Source organism: Kitasatospora sp. NPDC056800, assembly GCF_042789775.1.
Classification (GTDB): domain Bacteria; phylum Actinomycetota; class Actinomycetes; order Streptomycetales; family Streptomycetaceae; genus Kitasatospora.
Window position 1 is genome coordinate 19596 of the sequence record NZ_JBHUAL010000065.1, and the last position, 20465, is coordinate 40060.

Below are 20465 nucleotides of genomic sequence, written 5' to 3' on the forward strand. Positions count from 1 at the left end.
GGAACGCCCCCGAGCTGCGGCCCGAGTGGGGCGAGCTCCTCGCCCGGGACGACTACAAGCGTGACTTCCGCGAGCGGGACGCGCTGATCCGCGGCCGGGACTCGTGGAAGTTGGAGCGTCGCCAGTACTTCGAGGAGCAGGGCAGTCCGAGCTGGGAGGCCGCCCGGCGCGGCGGTCCTTCTTCCACCGGGTGCGGGTGGTCGAGCGGCCGTGGACGGACTACCTGCGCTGGCAGCTGCACTCGCTGCGGATCCGAGCCGAATGCGGGGAGCGCGTCCGTATGGTCGACGCCGTGGAAATGGCCGATTCCGAGGAATTCGGACAGCTGCCGGAAATCGTCGTTCTCGGTGGCCGTACGCTCTATCAGGTGCGGTATTCGGAGGCGGGAATTCCGGCCGGTGCGATCAGGTACACCGATCCCGATCTCGTCCTCCGGTGGGAGGGATATCTCGCGGATCTCCACCGGGTGGGCGAGGACGTTCTGGCGTACTTCGAACGTGAAGCCGCACACGGCCGCTGGTGGTTCGGGGGCCGGTGCGGGTCTGGTGTGCGAGCGCCTCGACGGTGTATCGGCGGTCAGGCGGCGATGGCGGCGAGGAGCTTGTCGGTGAGGCGGTCGAGGTAGTCGGGGGCGGTCGTCGTGTGGACGACGGCGAGGCGCCAGTACAGCGGGCCGGCGAGGAGGTCGAGGGCGAGTTCGCGGTCGAGGTCGGCGGGGAGTTCGCCGCGGTCGACCGCTCGTTCCAGTAGGTCCGTGGCCTTGCTGCGGCGGGGGTCGCGGACGGCGGTCAGCAGCACCTGTGCGAGTTCGGGGGTGCGGACGGCTTCGGCGAGCAGGTCGGGGATGATCTTCGCCGGGAGCGGGTGGCGCAGCGCGTCCGCGGTCGCGGTGAGGAAGGCGAGGACGTCGCCGCGCAGGGTGCCGGTGTCCTTGATCTCGGAGGCGTCCACGGCCACGGCGCGGATCAGGGCGACGGTCATGTCGAGCTTGGACGGCCAGCGGCGGTAGATGGCGGCCTTGCCCGCCCCGGCCCGCTTGGCGACCGTCTCCAGGGAGAGCCGGGCGTAGCCGACGGCCGCCAGTTCCTCGAAGAAGGCGGCCGCGATCGCCTCGGTCACGGAGTCCTGGAGCACCGGCCCGCCAGGTGTCCGGCGTGCGGGGGGCGTGGCGGCGTCGGGGGCCGCGGGGGTGTCGGAGGCCGGCCGGGGCGCGGGGGTGCTGGGCATGCCCCGAACCTACATCAGGCGGAACGCTTGCGTCTCGACTGGGTGAGGGCTAGCGTCATAGACGAGACGGAACGGTTCCGTCTCGCCAAGACCCCGGGAGTGCACCATGCGATTCCTCTTCGAGGACGAGTCGTTCTCCTTCGAGACGCTCCGGGCGGCCGGATTCGCCGACTACGGCGGCGCCGACCTGGGCGAGGTCGTGGCCACCGCCCGGAATATCGGCGAGGGCGACGAGGAGGCCTGGCTGCGCGAGTGGAAGGCCACCGCGGAGCGCGTCCACGGCATCGGCAGCCGTGCCCTGGCGGCCGGGCACCGGGTCAGCGCCCGCGAAGCCCTGCTGCGCGCGTCGAACTACTACCGCACCGCCGAGTTCTACCGCCGCGACGACCCCGCGAACGACCCCGAGGCCAAGGGCCTGTCCGCCCTCTCCCGGGAGACCTTCGCCGCGGCGGCGGCCCTGATGGACACCCCCGTCGAGGCCGTGGCCATTCCCTACGAGGGCACGCACCTGCCCGGCTACCTGTTCCTCGTCGACGACTCCGGCGCCCGGCGCCCCACCGTCCTGTTCACCAGCGGCTTCGACTCGACGCTGGAGGAGGCGTACTTCGCCGTAGCCGCGGCCGCGCTGCGCCGCGGCTACAACGTCCTCGCCTACGACGGGCCGGGCCAGGGCGCGGTGCTGCGCGAGCAGCAGCTGGTCTTCCGGCCGGACTGGGAGGCCGTGGTGACCCCGGTGGTCGACTACGCGCTGACCCGCCCCGAGATCGCCGCCGACGGGCTGGTCCTGTTCGGGTACAGCCTCGGCGGCTACCTGGCCGCCCGCGCCGCCGCCCACGAACACCGCCTGGCCGCCCTGGTGTTGGACGACGGCCTCTACAACTACCGGGAGGCCCACGACCGGTTCCTGCCGCCGTTCCTCCACGAGTGGATCGAGGCTGGCCGGGACGACCTCGTGGAGCCCGTCATGGGCCTGTTCATGCAGGTGAGCACCCAGGTGCGCTGGGCGCTGCGCAACGGGGTGTGGACGTTCGGCGCCGCGTCGGTGGCGGACTACATCCGCCGTACCGCCGACTACACCCTCGACGGCGTCGCCCGGCTCATCGACTGCCCCACCCTCGTCCTGGACGCCGAGAACGACCAGTTCTTCCGCGGCCAGCCCCAGCAGGTCCAGGCCGCGCTGACCTGCCCGCACACGCTGGTCACCCTGCCCGAGGCCGAGGGCGCGGGCGAGCACTGCCACATGGGTGCCATGTTCCGCCTCCACCAGGTGGCCTTCGACTGGCTGGACACCACCCTGGCCGGGGCCGCCCGGCCCGCGAGCTGACGGGGGTCGGACGGGAGGGCGTCACCGCTGGTGGGCGCCCGGGGAGGGAAGGCGGGCGGCGGTGTGCCCGGTCGCCCACGAACCGCGCGGGCGGTAGCGTCACCCTTGGTCGCCAGGGCGTTACGGTGCGCGCCCGGTGGAGGGCGTCGGCCGGGCCCTGGGGCAGGCCCGCCGTCCCTTCCGTCGACCCGACAGGAGTCGCCCCCATGGCCGTCCCCACCGACTTCGACCAGCACGCCACCGGCTACAGCCTCCCGCACGCGTACTGGCTGGCCAAGGCCGCCGAACTCGCCTACCAGGACGAGGCCGCGATCGAGGAGCAGGCCCGCGCCTGGGGCTTCGACACCGTGCGCCACCACCAGACGCGCTTCACCCCGCCGTTCCCGCTGCAGGACACCCAGGCCTACACCATGGCCGGCGACAACATGATCGTCACCGCGTTCCGCGGCACCGAGCCCGCGCAGATCCGCGACTGGCTCACCGACTCCACCACCCCGCCCTGGCCGGGCCCCGCCCGGACGGGCTACGTCCACTACGGCTTCGCCGAGGCCCTCGAATCCGTCTACCCGGACGTCGCCAAGGCCCTCTCCGACCTGCGGACCGGCGACCAGACCGTGTGGTTCACCGGCCACAGCCTCGGCGGCGCCCTCGCCATGCTCGCCGCCGCCCGGCTCGACCTGGAGGAGCCGAGCCTGGCGGCCGACGGCGTCTACACCTACGGCCAGCCCCGGACCTGCGACCGGCTGCTCGCCGCCGCGTACGACAAGGGCCTGCGCGGGCGCACCTACCGCTTCGTGCACGGCAACGACATCGTCCCCGAGCTGCCCCCGGAGCCCGCCTTCACCCACGTCGAGGCGCTGCGCCACATCGACTCCGCGGGCCGCGTCCAGGAGAAGGTCCCGCTGGTCTCCGCGCTGACCGACCGGGCCAAGGGCCTGGGCGCCGCGGCGTTCTCCCCGGACGGCGAGGGCATCCGCGACCACCTGATGCGCAGTTACCTCGCCGCGCTGGAGAAGGCCCTGGCCTGACCGGCGCGGGCTGGAGGGCTCGCGCCGGGGCGGGGGCGCACGGGACGGGCGCGGGCCCGGTGATCTTGGACGGATAGGCTGCCGTGAACTCAGGTCCTCGCGGTGAGGACGGAACTGATGAGGATCGGTGGTGTACGGACATGATGGGACCGGCGCATTCGCTGTCGGGTGCGGCCGCTTGGCTGGGGGTGGGCGCGGCGGCGGCCGGGATGGGGGAGCCGATGCCCTGGCCGGTCCTGCTCGCGGGGGCGCTGATCTGTGCGGGCGCGGCCCTGGCGCCGGACCTGGACCACAAGGCGGCGACGATATCCAGGGCGTTCGGGCCGGTGTCCCGGGCGCTCTGCGAGGTGATCGACAACCTCTCGTACGCGGTGTACAAGGCCACCCGTGGCAAGGGCGACCCGCGGCGCTCGGGCGGCCACCGGACGCTGACGCACACCTGGCTCTGGGCGGTGCTGTGCGGGGCGGGCGCGGCGGCGGTGGCCGTGTACGGCGGCCGCTGGGGCGTGCTGGTGGTGCTGTTCGTGCACATGGTGCTGGCGATCGAGGGACTGCTGTGGCGGCACGCCCGGGTCTCCAGCGACGTCCTGGTGTGGCTGCTGGGGGCGACCAGCGCGTGGATGCTCGCGGAGGTCCTCGACAAGCCCGGCAACGGCTCGCAGTGGCTGTTCGAGGAGCCCGGGCAGCAGTACCTCTGGATCGGCCTGCCGATCGCGCTCGGCGCGCTGGTGCACTGCCTGGGCGACGCGCTGACCGTCTCGGGCTGCCCGGTGCTGTGGCCGATCCCGATCGGGCGCCGGCGCTGGTACCCGATCGGGCCGCCGAAGGGCATGCGGTTCCGGGCCGGCAGCTGGGTGGAGATCAAGGTGCTGACCCCGGTGTTCATGGGGGTCGGCGGGGTGTGCGGGGCGGGGGCGCTCGGCTTCTTCGGCAACGGTTGAGGTCGATGTTCCTTCGGGGGAGGGGAGTTGGCGGCGCGTCGACCGGGTAGGCACCGGTCGGCGCGGGAGATGGGGGAGGCCGGCCTCCGGCGCCGGGAGCGTGTCCGGTACTCCTCGCGGCCTTGGGAGCGTGACAGATGGCGTCCGTACCGGGAGAGGTGGCGATCGTCACCGGTGCCGCCAGCGGGATCGGCCGGGCGGCGGCGCTGCGGCTGGCCCGGGCGGGCTGGGCGGTCGCGGCGGTCGACGTCGACGCGGCCGGTCTGGAGGGGCTGGCGCGGGAGGCTCCCGGGGCGCGCCCGTTCGTCTGCGACGTCACGGACCGTACGGCGGTCGCCGCCGTGGTCCGGGACGTCGGCCGCGAACTGGGCCCGCCCCGGCGGCTGGTGCACTGCGCGGGCGTCGGCGTGATGGGCCGGCTGCTCGACCGGGACGCGGCCGACACCCTGCGGGTGATGGACACCGTGTACGGCGGCACGCTCCGCCTGGTGCACGCCGTCGTCCCCGCCATGGCCGCCCGGGGCGGGGGCCAGGTGGTCATCCTCGGTTCGATCGCGGGCTGGGTGCCGGTGCCGATGGGCGGGGCGTACGGGGCGGCGAAGGCGGCGGTCCACTTCCTGGCCGAGACCGTCGCGGCCGAGCACCGGAAGGACCGGATCCAGGTCGTGTGCGTCTGCCCGCCCGCGGTGGAGACCCCGATGCTGGACCGGATGCGCGACGACTCCCCCGAACTGATGGGCCGGGTCCGCGGGTTGAGCACCGAAGCGGTCCTGGACTCGATGGACCGCGCCCTGGCGCGCGGTCGGCTGTGGGCCTTCCCCGGGCGCGGCACCCGCGCGATGTGGACCGCCCGGCGCCTGGCGCCCCGCCTCCTCGGTCGGACGATCGGCCGCCTGGTGGTCGGGAAGTAGCCGGGGCGCTGGTCGGGGGGTAACCGGGGTGCGGACGCCGGCGCGGCCGCTCAGCGGGCCGCGAGCAGGCCGTCCACCAGGGCGTCGAGGCCGTCCCGGTAGGTGTCCTGGGCGGTGAGCGGCGCCCAGCGGTCCGCGAGCCCGGCCAGGCGGGGGAGTTGCTCCGGGTCGAGGTCGGCGAAGACCTGCTGACGGTGGGTCGGGCGGTCGTCGGCGGGCTGTCGGCGGGCCGTCGACGTGCGGACCATGATCTCGCCGGCCGTGTAGTACCAGATGGCGCGGTAGCCCTGGACGGCCCGTTCCGGGGACAGGCCGCAGGCCACCAGGCCGTCGACGATCTGCTCGACGAACCAGAGCGAGTGGGCGGACATCAGGCTGTCCCCGGTCAGCACTTCCACGATCCACGGGCAGGCGGCGAGCGCCTCGTGGATGGCGGCCGCCGCGGCGACGACCCGTGCGCGCGGCTCGGCCGGGAGCGCGGTCGGTCGCAGTGTCCGCGCGGCGTAGTCGTCCAGCAGCAGGACGAGCAGCTCCTCCTTGTCGCGGACGTGGTGGTAGAGCGCCATCGGTGTGCTGCCGACCTCGGCGGCCAGGCGGCGCATGGTCAGCCGCTCGACGCCCTCCTCGTCCACGATCCGGCGGGCCGCCGTGACGACCTCCTCCCGGGAGATCCGGGGAGGCCGACCGGTGGCCTTGCGCCGCGTGGCGGGCTGCGCCGCGGCGGGCCGAGTTGCGGCCGGCTGGGGGGTGGCGGGCGGCGGAGTGGAGGGCTGCTGCATGCCCCCATCATCACCCGGGACTCGACAGTGGGGATCGCCCGGGGTTACTTTCTATACATGTACAAAAACTCACGGGGGCGCCCCGGCCGGGTGCTGGCGGCGGTGGCCGTCGCCCAGTTCGTCTTCGCCCTGGACATGTCGGTGGTCAACGTCGCCCTGCCCGCGATCCGGACCGACCTGGGATTCGCCCCGCTCGACCTCTCCTGGGTCGTGCACGTCTACGCGCTCACCTTCGGCGGGCTCCTGCTGCTCGGCGGCCGCGCGAGCGACCTGTACGGACGGCGCCGGCTGCTCCTGCTCGGCCTGGCCGTCTTCGGCCTCTGCTCGCTCGGCGGCGGGCTGGCCCAGGAGCCCTGGCAGCTGGTCGCCGCCCGCGCCGGGCAGGGCGTGGGCGCCGCGGCGGCCGCCCCGGCCGCGCTCGCGATGCTCACCACCACGTTCACCGAAGGGCCCGGGCGGGTGCGCGCGCTCGGCGTGTGGAGCGCGACGAACGCCGCCGGCGGAGCCCTGGGGGTGCTGGCGGGCGGGCTGCTGACCGAGTACGCGAGCTGGCGCTGGGTCATGCTGGTCAACCTGCCCGTCGTGGCGACGGCGCTCGCCCTGCTGCCCGCCGAGGCGCGGCCCGGAGAGCCCGTGAAGCCCGTACGGCGGGAGCGGCCGGACGTGCTCGGCGCCGTCCTCGCGACCGCCGGGATCGGGCTGCTGGTGTTCGGTGTGGTCCGCACCGACGTCCGGGGGTGGGGCTCCCCGGCCACCCTGGGGACGCTCGCCGCCGCCGGCGCCCTGCTGGCCGCCTTCGCTGTCACCGAGGCCAGGACCGCCGCGCCGCTGCTCCGCCTCGGCCTGCTGCGCAACCGCTGGGTGGCCGGTGCCAACGTGCTGGTGTTCCTGGCCGCCGCCGGGCAGTTCACCGCCTTCTACTTCGTCTCGCTCTACCTTCAGCAGGTCCTGGGCCTGGGCGCCGCCGCCACCGGCCTCGCCTTCCTGCCCTTCTCGGCCGGACTGGTCGCGGGCACCGTGTTCGCTACGCGCGTCGTCGCGCGCCGCACTCCGCGGGCCGCCCTGGTGCCCGGGGCCGTGCTGGCCGCCGCGGGCCTGGCCTGGTTCGCGCTGATCAGCCCGGACGGCGGCTTCCTCACCGACGTCCTCGGCCCGTCGCTGGTCACCAGCGTCGGCACCGGACTGGTCCTGGCCCCGGTCGCCGCCGCCGGGACCACCGGTGTGGCCGCCCGCGAGGCCGGGATGGCCTCCGGCCTGCTCAACAGCTCGCGCCAGCTCGGCGGCTGCGTCGGCCTGGCCGCCCTGGCCACCGTCGCCGCGCACCGCACCGGCGGCGCCACCGACCCGGCCGCCCTCAACGACGGCTACGCCACCGGACTGGCCGTCACCGCCGGGCTCTTCGTCCTCGCCGCGCTGGTGGCGGTCGCCGTGCTGCCCCGGCGGCGGCCGGAGGCGCCGGGCCTCCCCGACCCGCTCACCCCCGTAGTGGAGGGCCCGGCAGAAAGCTCCGCGCGGAACCGCGTGGAGAACCGACTGGAAGGAACCCGCTCATGACGACCACGCCGATCGAGGCCGTGGACCTGTTCTCCTCGGCCCTGCACATCCACCCCGACGGCGACGTCCGGGCCACCGGGCGGCGGATGACCGGCGGCGACGCCGGGGCCTGGCAGATCGCGACCTTCCACGTGGAGAGCGACGCCGAGGTCCACGCCGACCACTGGGAGATGCACCCCGAGGCCGAGGAGGCGGTCTGCTGCCTGGCCGGCGGCGTCCGGCTCTTCCTCCGCCCGGTCGAGCCCGGCGAGCCCGGCGAGGCCGGTGAGCCCGGCGAGGCCGAGTCGGTGGTACGGCTGACGGCGGGCACCGCCGCGATCGTGCCCCGGGGCCGCTGGCACCGGTTGGAACTCGACGCCCCGAGCGACCTGATGTCGATCACCCTCCGGACGGGTACCCGGCTGGAGCCGCGCACCGAGGCGGGCTGACCGGCGAGGGCCGTGGCAGGGTGGTCCGGCACGAGCCGGACCACCCTGGCGTGTCCGCCAACACCCGTTGCCGACAAGGGGATTGACGTCAGGCCGAGGGTGCGGCGGAGCCGGCGATCCGCGCCAGCAGGGCGGCGAGCTCCCCGGGCATGGACAGGAACGGGGAGTGGCTGCTCGGCAGCCGGTGGACGGTGTCGGCGCGGGCGGCGAGCCGGTGCTGCTGGGACAGGTCGAGGGCCTGGTCCTGGTCGCAGACGACGTAGCTGGAGGGCACCGTGCGCCAGCCCGCCGTGGTCACCGGCTCGGTGAAGGACCGGACGCTCTGCGGGCTCAGTCGGGCCACCGCGCGGTCGGCGACGTCGGCGGGCACGTCGGCGTAGTACTCCTGGCGGGCGTGGGCGACGTCCGGCGGGGTGTGGCCCGTGTCGTCCTCCGGTGAGGGAATCCCCAGGAAGGAGAACGCGCTCTCGCCCACGTCCAGTTGGAAGGCGGAGACGTACACCGCCCGCACCACGTTGGCGGCGCCCGCGACGGCCTCGGTGGCGGGGGCGCCGCCGTAGGAGTGGGCGACCGTCACCACCGGGCCGTCGATCCGCCGCAGGTGGTCGCGGATCACGGCGGCGTCCTCCAGCAGGCCCGCCGACCGGGTGCCCTCGGGGTGGGCGGCGGAGCTCGGCAGGTCCACGGCGTGGGAGCGCCAGCCGTCGGCGGCGAGGGCGGCGCGCAGGGGGTCCCAGCACCAGGCGCCGTGCCAGGCGCCGTGGACCAGCAGGAACGTGGGGCGGTCGGGGGCGGCGGTCACAGGCGGGTCCTCCGTCGTACGGGGCGCGGGCGGTGGGCCCGTCCGAGTATCCGGGGTGAACGTGACGGCGGTGTGACGCCGGGCGTGTCGCCGGCGCACCCGGGCCGGCCGTCAGCGGCCTCCGGTGGCGACGGCGGCGGCCGCCGCCGTCCCGGTGAGGCCGTGACGCTCCGCCAGCACACCCGCCTGGAAGCGGCTGTCCGCGCCCAGGGAGCTGTAGAGGCCGGCGATGTGCCGTCGGCAGTTGCGCAGCGAGAGCCCGAGCCGGCGGGCGATGACCTCGTCCTTCAGGCCGTCGGCGAGCAGCCGCAGGATCGTCGTCCGGAGCTCGTCCGAGACGGCGCGGGCGGCGGCCGGGCCGCTGCGGAAGGCCTCGCCCTGGTGCCAGAGCGTCTCGAAGGAGTCGGCCAGGTGGGCCACCACCGACGGCTGGTCCACCAGGACGAGCCCGTCGGTCCGTCCCCGCTCCGGCAGGAAGGCGCTCTCCCGGTCGACGACCAGCAGCGGGCCGCAGCTCTCCCCGGTGGTCCGCACCTCGGCGCCGGCCCGTTCCGCGGCCCGGGCCTGGCGCTGGGTGGGCAGGTGGAAGCGCGCGGGGTGCTGGTGGACGATCCGGACCCGCAGCGCGGGGTCGGTGCGCGGCAGTTCGGCCACGACCAGGTCGGCCAGCGCCGCCGCCGTCGGGTCGCCGCCGGGGCAGCAGAGGACGACCTCCCGGCGGGCCCGCAGCAGCCGGTCGCCGACGATCGCGTGCACGGCGCCGTGGCCCGGCGGCACCTCCTCCGGCCGTACGGCGGGTGCGCCGGTCTCCGGCCGTCCGTGGACCGCCTGCGCGGCCGTCCACGACTGCTCGGCCCGCCACGACTGCCCTGCCGCGGGCCGGACCGGTGCGGGCCGGTCCTGGCGGACGACCCAGGCGTAGAAGGCGACGGTGCCGTCGCCCGGCCCGGCGGCGGGGGTGGTGGGGGCCGGGACGGAGCCCAGTGGGGCTCCTGGTGCGTGTGGGGTGAACGCGATGTGGACGGTTCCACGTTCTCTCATGACAGCCCTCTTGACAGCTGGTGGCGGCCGACGGTCGACGGTCGCGTCCGGCGGTCGGTCGGCCCCGGAAGCGGTTGTTCGATCGTCGTCAACGTTCGCGGCGGCCGCCAGGGGGCGAGGGGGCCAGGAAGTTGTTGGCCGACTGAGGAGGGGTGGATGAATCCGGTGAAAACGGACGCGGTCCGGTCGTCGGGGCGGGAGGCCCTGCTCGATCGCGAGACGCGGCTGGTCTACGAGTGGGCGGTGCGGCACCGGCGGGTCGAGCCCGCCGACCTGGCGCGGATCTCCGCCGACCTCGGGCTCGGCGAGGCGCGCTGCCGGGCGGCCGTCGACCGGCTGGCGGCGCTGTGCCTGCTGGTGCGGCGGCCGGGAGCCGGGCCGGGCTGCTTCGCGGCGGTCGGCCCGGAGGCGGCCGCCGCCCGGCTGACCGGACGGGAGGAGGCGCGGCTGCGCATCGCGGAGGCCGAGCTGGGCCGCCGTCAGGCCGCGCTGGCGGGGCTGCGCGCCGAGGTGGCCTCGCTGGAGCCGGTGTACCGGGCGCAGGGCGGCGGCGTGGACGGCTCGGTCCGCCTGCTGGAGGACGCCCACGCGGCCGGTTCGGCGCTCGGCTCCGTGGTGGGCGCCGCCAAGGAGGAGGTGCTGACCGTCCAGCCGGGCGGCGGGCACCCACAGGTGGACCTGACGGAGGCGCTGCCCCGGGACCTGGCCGCGCTGGGGCGGGGCGTCCGGCTGCGGAGCCTGTACCAGCACCCGGCCCGGTTCGACCCGCCCACCCGTTCCTACGCGGAGCTGGTCATCGCCGCGGGGGCGGAGGTCCGGACCCGCGCCGAGGTACCGGCCCGGCTGGTCGTGGTGGACCGGACCACGGCCTTTGTGCCGGCCCGGCTCGCCACCGGAGCGGCGCTGCTGGTCCGGGAGCCGTCCCTGGTCGCGTACTTCGTCGGGCTCTTCGAGCACGAGTGGAGCCAGGCGGTCCCGTACGACACCGCGCCGAGGGCCGCCCGTACGGTGTCCCGCGAGGTCGAGGACGTGATCGCGGTGCTGCTCGCCGCCGGGGAGAAGGACGACACGATCGCCCGGCGGCTGGGCATGTCGACCCGCACCTGCCGGCGCCACATCGCCGAGCTGCTGGCGCGTCTGGGTGCGCAGAGCCGGTTCCAGGCCGGGGCGTTGGCCGAGCGGGCCGGGCTCACCGTTCCGGCGGACGCCACCGGGCCCTGCTGAGGCCGACCCCAACCCGGCGGGCACGGCGGGCAAGGGCCCGGGAACGACGGACGGAGGCCCGCCGGGTGGTCCCGGCGGGCCTGCGCGTCGTCGGTCGGAGGATTACTCCGCAGCCTCGACCGGGGCGCCGAACGGCAGGTGCAGGTCGGTGCTCCAGTGGCTGAACGGGACGGCCGCGTCGTCCTGGGCGGCCTCGAGCGCCTGGAGGGAGAGGATCGTCGACATCAGAGACCGGCCTCCTCGGCGACGGGCGCCTCGGCGCGGTAGTGGGCGAAGCTGCTCCAGTGGCTGTTGGGCTCGACGGCACCGGTGCCGATCTCGCTCTGGAGGCCCTGGAGGGCCAGGATCTGGGTCATGGTCGTTCCTTTCCGTGGTGGTGCCGGCCACCGGATGGTGGCCGTGGTGGTCCCCCGGGTCCCAGGGGCCTCGAAGCCTCAGGGCCTCGAAGCCTCAGGACCGGGGAAGTCGGTGATGCCGGGCAGCGGCACCGGGCCGAGGACGGCCTCGTGCAGCGCGACCAGGACTCCGGCGGCGCCGGTGGCCAGGTCCGCCGACAGGCGCATCGAGCGCCGGCCCGGGAAGGCGAGGTGGCCGCGATGGTTCATCACGTGCCACTCCAGCAGCCGCAGGTGGCGGTCGGCCTCGGCCCCGCGTCCGCCGCGCAGCAGGTGCAGTACCAGGCCGGCCCGGCCCTCGAACAGGCCGGCCGCCGCGATCAGGTCGGGGAGGCAGGCGCGGTCGGCGGCGGCGGTCGCCTGGGCGAACCGGCCGGGCAGCCGGCCCGCGCCGTCGGGTCGGTCCGCCCCGCTGTGCCGAGCCAGTTCGGAGATCAGCCGGGCGGTGCCGACGCCGCCCGCGGCCAGGTACGGGAGCTTGCGGCGGTGGCGGTCCTCGACCAGGAAGAGCATCCCGTCGGTGACGTCCGCCTCGTCCAGTTCGCGGCCGAGCGCCGCCTCGGCCGCCGTCAGCCAGCGCCGCTCGCCGGTGTGCCCGTACAGCCGCAGGAACAGTGCGGCCTGCCCGCTCCAGCCGTCCAGCAGGCCGCGCAGCCGGGGCGCGGGCTCGTCCCGGGCCAGCTCGTGGCCGAGGGCCAGGGCCCGGTCGGCGAGCCGCTCGCGGCCGAGCATGTCGGCCAGGTCGAGCAGGCCGAGCGCGATGCCGGCCCGTCCGGAGCCGAGCCCCGGATCGGCCGGGGCCTCGGTGGCGAGCAGCCGCTCGACCAGCGCGTCGGCCTCCCGGGTCGCCCCGAGCCGGGCCAGCGTCCAGGCGATGCCGGTCAGCCCGTCGTAGAGGCCGGGCGGCAGGTCGGCCGCGGCGTCCGCGCGGGCCACCAGCCAGTCGGTGTGCTCGGGCGGGGCGGGGCGGCCGCAGGCCCGGAGCGCGTACAGGACGCCGGCCGCGCCGTAGGACAGTCCCAGGCCGCCGTGGCCCGGGCCGAACTGTTCGACGTCGCCGGGGAAGAGGCGGTCCGTCCGGTCCGGGGTGGCCATCGCCAGGATGCCCGCGGCCAGCGAGTCCAGCACCGGGCGCCAGGTCTCGGTGTCCGCCGAGGGCTCCTGGGGCCAGGCCGGACGAGCCGGCCCCGCGGCGCCGTCGGCGGCACCCGGAGCGCGTTCGGTGGCGCCCGCCGGCAGCTTCCCGCCGGCCGCCCGGTGCAGTGCCTCGGCGACCCCGGCCCCGAACCCGGCGGGCACGGGGTAGCGGCGGGAGATCTCCCGGCCGGCCAGCTCGGCCTTGCCCGAGTCCAGCCCGAGCTGGATGTTCAGCGGGAGGAAGAGGTAGAGCCGCAGCGCGGCCAGCGCGTACTCGTCGACGGCGGTTCCGCACCGGGCCTTCGGCGAGACGAAGCCGGGCGCGCCCAGCGGGGGAGCGGCGGGGTCGTCGGCGGGGAAGGCGATCTCGAAGTCGACCAGCGCGCAGCGCCCGTCCGGTCGGACCATCACGTTGTTGGGGTGCAGGTCGCCGAAGACCAGCCCGCGCTCGTGCAGCGCCGCCAGCATGCCGCCGACCTGGTCGAGCACGTCGAGCGCCCAGTCGGTGTACGCGGCCAGCTCGGCCTCGTCCGGGTCGGGGTGGGTGAGCGGGCAGGTGCGGGTGAAGACGTCCTCCAGCCGCTCGCCCTCGATGTACTCCTCGACCAGGTAGTGGTGCTCCCAGACCTGCCGGTACTCGTACAGGGCGGGCACGAAGTCCACCCCGGCCAGCGCCTCCAGCACCCGGCGCTCGCTCAGCAGCCGCTGCACCGCGTCCCGGCCGGCGTAGTCGAGCCCGGCGTGCGGGCGGGCCTCGCGCAGCACCACCTGTCGGCCGTCGCGCCGGTCGGTGGCCTGGTAGATCCCGCCGCCGTTGGAGAAGTGCAGCGCCTTGACGACCTCGAACGGGAAGTCGGCCGGGGCCTCGGCCTCACGCGCGGCGTCGGCGGCGAGCTGGGCGGAGACGAGGTCCGGCACCGGTGCCCAGTCCGGCACGGTGAAGACGGTGCCCCGGGTGTCGGGCACCAGTGCGCCGTCCGGGCCGAGCATCGCCGGGACGCGCCGGCCCCGCTCGTCGGTGCAGTGGCGTTCGACGAAGGAGCCGTAGCGCAGGTAGAGCGGGCCCTCCCGGTAGCGCAGGTCGCTCAGGACGTAGGGGCCGGGGACGCCCTTCAGCAGGGTGGACAGGTCGTCCAGCACCCGGGCCAGCCGGGTGTCGTCCTCCGGGTAGAGCGTGATCAGCTTGCCGCTGGCGCGGCGGTCGGCGTACTTGCTGTTCAGGGCGAGCACGGTGGCCCGGCCGCGCAGGAACTTCCAGGTCAGCCCGTGCTCCAGGCAGTACGCCAGGACCTGCTCGACGACCTGCTCCGCCTCGTCCGGGGTGGCCGAGACGTGCACCTTCCAGCCCTGCTCGGGGAGTCGGGCGTGCGGCGGCCGCAGGCTGATCCAGGGGCCGTGCTCGTGGCGCTCCCAGCCCGGCGGCAGCGGGGCGGTGGCGGCGGCGAACCGGTCGTCGGCGTGCTCGGCGCGGGCGGGGTCGTCGTAGAACAGCGGGTCGGCGAAGCAGTGGCGCTCGTAGCGGTCGTCCATGGTGCCCGCCTCAGCCCGCGGTCCGCGGCCGGCACCCGGACGCGCCCGCTCCGGTGGCCGGCCGGCCGTCGGATGTCGTCGTCATGGGAGCCCCCCGGGTGCGGTCGATCCCGCCGGTTGCGGGCTGCTTCCGACCCTGCCAGCCGGGGTGGGCGGGGTCGACGGGTCCGACCCGCCACCTTCGTGCCTGGCAGTTTGCGGGCGGGTCCTGGAGGCGGCGGCTGTCCGCCCTCGCTCAGCGGTGTCCGCCGACGCCGGTGGCGGCGGCCGCGACCGGTGTGCGGTCGGGCTCCGGGCGCTGTTCGGTGTGCTGTTCGGTGCGCGGCTCGGGGGCGAGGTAGCGGCTGCGGACGGCGGCGACGATCTCGGCGCTCGCCCGCCCGTCGCCGTAGGGCGAGGGGAGCTGCGCCAGCCGTTCGCCGACGGCCTCGTCGGCGAGCGGGGCGATCAGGCGGCGGTTGGCCTCCTCGGGCATGCCGGGGTCGAAGGAGCGCAGGCCGGCCTCGACGTGGACGACGGGTATGCCCGCGCAGTGCGCCGCGAGGGCGCCGGCGGCGGCGGTGTTGGTGTCGCCCTGGACGAGGACGGCGGCCGGTGGGCGGGCCGCGAGGTGGTCGCTCAACGCGCTGACCATCCGGCCTATTCGGCGTCCGCGCGGTTCGCCGCCGACGCCCTTCAGCAGGTGGTGCGGGCGGGGGAGGCCGTACTGGGCGAAGAACGTGGTGGTGAGGGCCGGGTCCCAGTGCTGGCCGCTCCAGACGATGCGGGCCCGCGGGCCGAGGAGGCGGGCCGCTCCGTCGCGCCGTCGCCGGAGTCGACGTACCCGTCCGGCGGCACCCGGACCCTGGTCGGCCTCACCGTCAACGCCGTCCACCTCACCCTGCTGCCGTCGCTGAACGGCGCCAACCTGGTCATCGGGCACGCCCGGTGCGGCGGCGCCGAGCCCGCCGCCGCCGTGCCGATGATCAACCCGTCCGTCGCGGGGATGAGCGGCGGGGCGGTGCTCGCCGGCGTCCTGGCCACCGTCTACGTCCGCCGCCGCAACGCCCGGTCCGCCGCGTCGGCCGCCCGCCGCCCGCCGCGGTCAACCCGGCTTCCGGCACCTCGCCCTGACGTGTGAGGCGCCGCCGCCGGGTGACGGGAAGGCCCGTCCCACCACCACCGGACCGCCCCGGCCGGTCCGGCCCGGCCCTCCGTACCCGGCACCGCGGGGTGCCCGCGGCCGGAGCCGTCGGACCCGGTCCGACCGCTCGCCTACCCTACGAACCGACCGGCCGTACCGGCCGTGGCCGCTCTAGGAGGAGTCCCGTGTCGTCCTGCGACCCCAAGTACGCTCCCGTCGGCGATGTGAGCGCGGCGCTCATGGTGATCGACTCCCGGCTCAAGTCCATCTACGACGGCAAGTCCGGGACGGACCCCGAGCACCAGCGGCTGGTCGACCAGCTCACCGCGTCCTTCGGCCCCGGCGAGGCCGAGGCGCTGGTGGAAGGCGCCTGCACGCTCGTCTACATGTACATGAACTGGCTGCGCACGGCCTTCGAGAAGCAGGAGGAGGACGTGATCGAGCACGCGGTCCCCAGCCTGGTGGCCACCATGCGGATGATGCCGAGGACCTTCAGCCCCGAGGTCATCCCCATCATGGCCGGCCTGCTCATCGCCGCCGGTACGGGCCTGAGCCCCAACCTCTGGCGCGCCCAGTACGGACCGTGGACGAAGGAGGAGATGAACCCGTTGGAGGCCATGGTGGTCCTGCTCGCGGAGTACATCAACCGGATCTCGGGCAACGGCCAGGACTTCGCCACCAGGCTGATCACCGACGTGCTGTCCCAGTTGGACTAGGAGTACCGGCCCCGAACGCGCCAGTGGCGCCGCCCTCGGTGGGGCGGCGCCACTGGTGTCCTGCTGGTGTCAGGCGGGGGTCCGAGCGGGCGTCAGCTGTGGCGGCCCGGTCGGCGGTAGGCGACGAAGCAGAGGACGCCGCCGCCGAGGAGGGCGATGGCTCCGAGCGCCGCGACCAGGGTGTCGGAGGAGGAGCCGCCGGTGTGCGGCAGCTCGCCGCTCTCCGACGCGCTCGGGGTGTGGGGGTGGGTGGGGGTCGCGGTGGCCGTCGCGCTCGGCGAGGACGTCGGTGACGGTGACGGTGACGGGGAGTTGGACGGGGACGGGGACGGCGACGGGCTCGGGCTCGGCGACGGGGAGGGGGACGGCGACGGGCTCGGCGAGGGCGAGGGCGACGGGGAGCTGGTCTGGAGGATCACGCCCAGGTCGAGGTCGAGGTCGCGCTGCCCGCCGCTGAGGGTGACGGTCTGGGTGATGCCGGTGGTCGGGTCGCCGTCCGAGTCCTTGCTCGGGTCGGTGCCGGCGTGCTGCTTGGTGACGGTGGCGCCCTTGGGCAGGGTGGTCAGGTCGAACTGCACCGCGTAGCTGCCGTCCGGCAGGTTGTCGAACAGGTAGTGCCCGGTGGCGTCGGTCACCGTGGTGACCGGCTTGCCGTCCTTGTCCCGTACGGGCTGCCCGTTGCCGTCCAGCAGGCGCACGGTGACCCCGGGGATGCCCTCGTCACCGGGCTTCTGGATCCCGGAGCCGTCCCGGTCGTGCCAGACGAAGTCGCCCAGCGCGTTGTTGGAGGGGGCGACGCGCTTGACCGCGACGCCGACCTTGGCGGGCTCGGCCGGCAGCAGCTGGCGGCCGGAGGCGTCGGTGGCGGTGTACGCGAAGCTGTTCCAGGCGTACTCGCCCTCCGGCGCGTCGTAGGAGGCGACCATCGGCCAGGTCAGGGTGAAGGACTCGCCGGAGGCCAGGGCGCCGGGGCGGCTGAGGCGGAACCAGGTGGCCGTTCCCGGCCCGGGGAAGGTGGTGCTCCAGACCGCGGCGCTGTTGCAGCCGGTGCGGTCGACCAGCAGCGGGTTCACGCAGGGGTTGGGGTCGGTGGCGTACTCGATCACCACGGTCGGGTCGTTGCTGGTGATCGGCTGGCTGAGCGACGGGGTCCAGGCGCTGCCGCGCGGGGCGTCCTGGGTGAGCACGTAGTTGTCGCCGGGGGTGGGGAGCTTGTCGTAGGCGATGAAGTCGGTGACCGGGTCCGGGGAGTCGTTGCGGACGGTCATCCGCCAGGACGTCTGGCCGCCGGGGGTGGCGGTGCCGATGGTCATGTAGTCGGCGTCGAGGTCCCCCTTGACCTCCTTGTAGGAGCGCAGCACCGCCGGCACGTCGACCTGGATCTGCGAGGAGGCGTGGCACATCAGCTCGGTGGTGTCGCCGTTGCCGTTGAGGTCGAGCACGTCGGGGGTGCTGCCGCTGTCGGAGCCGGAGTACATGCAGGCGACCGGGTGGGTGGGCTGGTCGACGGTGACGTAGACGTCGTTGGTCAGCGTGCCGGAGCGGATGCTGTCGGCGACCTGGACGTCGAAGAGCATCCGGTAGGCCATGGCGTCGTGCAGGTACGTCGAGTCGGGGGCGCCGGCCGGCCATTCCATCTTGACGAGCTGGCGCCCGTCCGGGCCCGGGGTCACGGTGATCGACGAGGGGGCCTTGGCGTCGGGGTAGTCGGGGTCGGGCCGGGCCGAGCCGTCGATGTAGACGACGCCGGCGGGCAGCAGGTCGTACAGGACGAGCGGGCGGTCCAGGTCGTGGGCGCTGCGGTTGTACGGGATGACCTGGAAGGTGGCCTTGCCGCCGGGGGCGGACAGCTCGCCGGCCACGGTGGTCTTGGCGGCGCCGAGGTTGGTGGCCTGGGTGATGGTGGTCCGGGCGCAGGCGTTGGCGTTGGCGGTGGTGGTGCCGTCGGTGGCGCTGGTGTCCACGCAGTTGGTCAGCGGCTCGGGGGCGGGGCGCCCGTCGTGGCCGGGGGTGGCGACCTGGGTGACCAGCTGCACCGCGTTGCCGGGGCTCCAGCCGGTGGGGATCGGGCCGTTCCAGGTGAGCTTGAGGCCGTCCAGCCACTGCCCGGCGGGGATGCCGAGCACGTCGTTGGCCGGGTCGCCCGCGCCCTGGGCGAAGGTGAGCCGCCGTGCGGTGGAGCCGTTGAACGGCGTGCCCGGGGTGAAGGTGTGCCAGGTGGGGTCGCCGTTGAGGCGGTACTGCAGGGTCAGTTGGATGCTGGTGGGGTTCCACGGCTCCAGCTGGAGGGACTGCGGGAAGATCCAGTTGTAGACGCCGTCGGTGCTGCCGGCCCCGGGGTCGGTGATGGTGAGGCTGGTGGCCGGGCCCGCGGTGTTGGTGGCGGACAGGCTGAAGGAGTTGAGGTCGCCGTTGGTGGTGGTGTCGCGCCAGACCTTGCTGGCGGTCACCACCACGCCGGTCACCGGGGGCTGGAAGGTGTTGGTGGTGACGGACGAGGTGTCCAGCTGCCGTTCGGCCTCGGTGAGCGGCGCGCCGAGCAGGTCGACGGTGTTCTCGGAGGTGGTCCCGTCCGGGAAGGAGGCCGCCGGGTAGTTGACCACCAGGACGCCCGGGTTGCGGCAGCCGCCGCGCCCGTTGCCGGAGACGAACGGGCCGATGTCGTAGCCCCAGGTGTTCGGGCCGGGCGGCACCTGCGTCCAGCCCGGCGAGCGGCCGGTGTCCACCACCGCGCCGGGCGGCAGGGTGTCCAGCAGCCGGCTGCTGTCCAGGTCGACGTTGGGCACGTTGTCGGTGGCGCAGGGGGTGAACTGGTAGGTGACGGTGCGGTTGTCGCTGCTGGAGGTCTGGATGCCCTTGGTCACCGTGTACTGCGGCTGCACCTGGGCCGTGGTGTTCGCGGTGGCGGTCTGCGAGGTCTCGCCGGTGGCCGACATGGTGGCCGAGTTGGTCGAGGTGGCGCCGTTCGGGGTGGTGAAGTTCGGGTACTTCATCGTCACCGTGATGGTGGCGGTGGTGCCCGGACTGAGGTCCTTCAGCCTGATGTCCATCGTGCCGCCCGTCGCGCCCGCGGCGGGCACGGTGGAGGCGGCCACGTCGACCGAGGACGGGTCCGGCGTCCAGCCGAGGAACTGCATGTTCGACGGCAGGGTGTCGAGGATGTTCCCGCCCGTGCACTCGGTGATGGAGCAGGTGTAGCGCAGCGTGTAGGTGACGTTCTCCCCCGGGGAGACGGTCGCCTTGTCGACGCTCTTGGTGAAGGAGATCGCGGCCTGGGCCGGTGGGGCCAGCACGCTGCTGCTCAGCAGCGAGCCGGCCACCAGCGCCAGGACCGAGGCGATCCGCCCGGTCCGGAATGGAAGTCGCATAGCGGGCAGTCCAGCCGATCGCCCCGGCGCACCGGTCGGCGACACGAGGGCCGGTCGCGGCGGTTCACCTGCTCGGCGGTCACCCGCCCGGCGGCAGCGCGGCCCGGGGCGGTACGGCGTTCCGGGGCGGTACGGCGTTCCGTGGGGGCTTTGCGGCCGACGGGCCGGGCCGCCCCCGCCGAGCTCCCCCCTGCGGGCGGCGCAACCGGAGCGCCGGGCGGCGCGACCCGGGTGGCTCAGCCGAACATCACACCGGTCTCCCGGGCCAGGGTGTCCAGCCGGTACTGGGTGACGTGCTCGACGTTCGCCGGGTCGATCGTGCGCACGCCCTCGGCGGCGAGCCGCTCGTTGATCTCCTCCAGGTGCTCCCGGACGACCTGCTTCTCCGCCTCGGTGGTACGGCCCTGGTGCGGCCGTCCGGCGTGCTCCAGGCCGGCGTGGTCGACCCGCTCCCGGCCGGCGGCGGGCGCCGCCCCGCGCACGGTGGTGGGCGCGGCCTCCCGCACGGGGGTGGGCGCCGTCTCGCGCGCGGCCGTCCGGGCGGCCGGGCGGGCGCCGCGCAGCACCTCGGCCATCGGCGCGGCCGAGGCCAGCCGGTCGAAGGTCGCCGCCTCCATCACCACCGTCTGCGGCTCCGCCCGGTCCGGGTGGTGCAGCTCGACGGTGACCAGGTCGAGTGCCAGCTCCCGCACGCCGCCCAACTCCCCGGCCAGCGCGTCGATCTCGACCGGACCGTCCGTCAGGTCGGGGTGCCGGAGCACCACCACCCGCACCAGGTCCGCGTCGCTCTCCGCGTGCTTGCCGGTCAGGTCCGAGAACCGGATGATCTTCTGGCCCATGTCTCCCTCTCCTGTGCCCCTGTGATCAGCCGAGAGCCTACGCCGGGATGATCATCGGCGCGCGCAAGCGGCCGGGCCCGGGGGAGCACCCCCGGGCC

20 protein-coding genes are annotated in these 20465 nt (G+C 74.8%); 10 read left to right on the forward strand and 10 right to left on the reverse strand.

Features of this window, described 5'->3' with window-relative positions; genetic code table 11:
- Positions 1–196: 196 nt before the first annotated feature.
- Positions 197–625, forward strand: coding sequence for a DUF6879 family protein (locus ACFRQN_RS16920; RefSeq protein ID WP_380741027.1), 429 nt, complete (start codon positions 197–199; stop codon positions 623–625).
- On the opposite strand, the gene ACFRQN_RS16925 is transcribed toward ACFRQN_RS16920, so the two are convergent.
- On the reverse strand, positions 577–1227 hold the full coding sequence (locus ACFRQN_RS16925; RefSeq protein WP_380741028.1) for a TetR-like C-terminal domain-containing protein: 651 nt from the start codon (positions 1225–1227) through the stop codon (positions 577–579). The genes ACFRQN_RS16920 and ACFRQN_RS16925 overlap by 49 nt on opposite strands.
- Before the next feature lie 106 nt (positions 1228–1333).
- Between ACFRQN_RS16925 and ACFRQN_RS16930 the strand changes: the two genes are divergently transcribed.
- The 4 genes from ACFRQN_RS16930 to ACFRQN_RS16945 all read left to right on the forward strand — a co-directional run bounded on the left by ACFRQN_RS16930 (position 1334) and on the right by ACFRQN_RS16945 (position 5431).
- Complete coding sequence (locus tag ACFRQN_RS16930; protein ID WP_380741029.1) at positions 1334–2551, forward strand: alpha/beta hydrolase family protein; 1218 nt, start codon at positions 1334–1336, stop codon at positions 2549–2551.
- 206 nt (positions 2552–2757) lie between these two features.
- Positions 2758–3579 (forward strand): lipase family protein, encoded by an 822-nt coding sequence (locus tag ACFRQN_RS16935; RefSeq protein WP_380741030.1) that lies wholly within the window; start codon positions 2758–2760, stop codon positions 3577–3579.
- Between the two features lie 140 nt (positions 3580–3719).
- The gene (locus ACFRQN_RS16940) at positions 3720–4520 is read left to right on the forward strand and encodes a metal-dependent hydrolase (RefSeq protein ID WP_049650939.1); all 801 of its coding nucleotides are present in this window, start codon (positions 3720–3722) and stop codon (positions 4518–4520) included.
- 137 nt (positions 4521–4657) lie between these two features.
- Positions 4658–5431, forward strand: a complete 774-nt coding sequence (locus ACFRQN_RS16945) for an SDR family NAD(P)-dependent oxidoreductase (RefSeq protein WP_375875465.1) — start codon at positions 4658–4660, stop codon at positions 5429–5431.
- A 50-nt stretch (positions 5432–5481) separates the two neighbouring features.
- Here the strand turns inward: ACFRQN_RS16945 and ACFRQN_RS16950 are convergent, their stop codons facing one another.
- The gene (locus ACFRQN_RS16950; protein ID WP_380741031.1) at positions 5482–6210 is read right to left on the reverse strand and encodes a TetR/AcrR family transcriptional regulator; all 729 of its coding nucleotides are present in this window, start codon (positions 6208–6210) and stop codon (positions 5482–5484) included.
- Between the two features lie 57 nt (positions 6211–6267).
- Here ACFRQN_RS16950 and ACFRQN_RS16955 point away from each other — a divergent pair, with 57 nt between their 5' ends.
- Both ACFRQN_RS16955 and ACFRQN_RS16960 read left to right on the forward strand, forming a co-directional pair.
- Positions 6268–7764, forward strand: a complete 1497-nt coding sequence (locus ACFRQN_RS16955) for an MFS transporter (protein WP_380741032.1) — start codon at positions 6268–6270, stop codon at positions 7762–7764.
- Positions 7761–8192 (forward strand): cupin, encoded by a 432-nt coding sequence (locus tag ACFRQN_RS16960; protein WP_380741033.1) that lies wholly within the window; start codon positions 7761–7763, stop codon positions 8190–8192. Before ACFRQN_RS16955 ends, ACFRQN_RS16960 begins: the two co-directional genes overlap by 4 nt.
- Before the next feature lie 88 nt (positions 8193–8280).
- On the opposite strand, the gene ACFRQN_RS16965 is transcribed toward ACFRQN_RS16960, so the two are convergent.
- Complete coding sequence (locus tag ACFRQN_RS16965; protein ID WP_380741034.1) at positions 8281–8994, reverse strand: alpha/beta fold hydrolase; 714 nt, start codon at positions 8992–8994, stop codon at positions 8281–8283.
- Positions 8995–9105: 111 nt separating this feature from the next.
- Entirely contained in the window at positions 9106–10035 is a 930-nt protein-coding gene (locus ACFRQN_RS16970) for a LuxR C-terminal-related transcriptional regulator (RefSeq protein ID WP_380741035.1), read from the reverse strand.
- A 156-nt stretch (positions 10036–10191) separates the two neighbouring features.
- Here ACFRQN_RS16970 and ACFRQN_RS16975 point away from each other — a divergent pair, with 156 nt between their 5' ends.
- Entirely contained in the window at positions 10192–11259 is a 1068-nt protein-coding gene (locus ACFRQN_RS16975) for a LuxR C-terminal-related transcriptional regulator (RefSeq protein ID WP_380741036.1), read from the forward strand.
- 102 nt (positions 11260–11361) lie between these two features.
- On the opposite strand, the gene ACFRQN_RS16980 is transcribed toward ACFRQN_RS16975, so the two are convergent.
- From ACFRQN_RS16980 to ACFRQN_RS16995, 4 genes are all read right to left on the reverse strand, one after another.
- Complete coding sequence (locus tag ACFRQN_RS16980; RefSeq protein WP_255357467.1) at positions 11362–11484, reverse strand: hypothetical protein; 123 nt, start codon at positions 11482–11484, stop codon at positions 11362–11364.
- Complete coding sequence (locus ACFRQN_RS16985) at positions 11484–11615, reverse strand: hypothetical protein (protein WP_255357466.1); 132 nt, start codon at positions 11613–11615, stop codon at positions 11484–11486. Before ACFRQN_RS16985 ends, ACFRQN_RS16980 begins: the two co-directional genes overlap by 1 nt.
- Before the next feature lie 78 nt (positions 11616–11693).
- A complete protein-coding gene (gene lanKC / locus ACFRQN_RS16990) occupies positions 11694–14321 on the reverse strand; it encodes a class III lanthionine synthetase LanKC (RefSeq protein ID WP_380741037.1) in 2628 nt (875 codons plus the stop codon).
- A 235-nt stretch (positions 14322–14556) separates the two neighbouring features.
- Positions 14557–15084 carry a UDP-N-acetylglucosamine 2-epimerase gene (locus ACFRQN_RS16995; protein ID WP_380741041.1) on the reverse strand — a complete coding sequence of 176 codons (528 nt, stop codon included), beginning with the start codon at positions 15082–15084 and terminating at the stop codon, positions 14557–14559.
- Here ACFRQN_RS16995 and ACFRQN_RS17000 point away from each other — a divergent pair.
- Together ACFRQN_RS17000 and ACFRQN_RS17005 are read left to right on the forward strand one after the other, a co-directional pair.
- Positions 15064–15441 (forward strand): hypothetical protein, encoded by a 378-nt coding sequence (locus tag ACFRQN_RS17000; RefSeq protein WP_380741043.1) that lies wholly within the window; start codon positions 15064–15066, stop codon positions 15439–15441. The two genes, ACFRQN_RS16995 and ACFRQN_RS17000, sit on opposite strands and share 21 nt — an antisense overlap.
- 242 nt (positions 15442–15683) lie before the next feature.
- The gene (locus ACFRQN_RS17005) at positions 15684–16160 is read left to right on the forward strand and encodes a hypothetical protein (protein WP_380741042.1); all 477 of its coding nucleotides are present in this window, start codon (positions 15684–15686) and stop codon (positions 16158–16160) included.
- Between the two features lie 92 nt (positions 16161–16252).
- On the opposite strand, the gene ACFRQN_RS17010 is transcribed toward ACFRQN_RS17005, so the two are convergent.
- Both ACFRQN_RS17010 and ACFRQN_RS17015 read right to left on the reverse strand, forming a co-directional pair.
- On the reverse strand, positions 16253–19528 hold the full coding sequence (locus ACFRQN_RS17010; protein WP_380741038.1) for an SdrD B-like domain-containing protein: 3276 nt from the start codon (positions 19526–19528) through the stop codon (positions 16253–16255).
- 236 nt (positions 19529–19764) lie between these two features.
- Positions 19765–20367 (reverse strand): hypothetical protein, encoded by a 603-nt coding sequence (locus ACFRQN_RS17015; RefSeq protein WP_380741039.1) that lies wholly within the window; start codon positions 20365–20367, stop codon positions 19765–19767.
- Positions 20368–20465 lie beyond the last annotated feature (98 nt).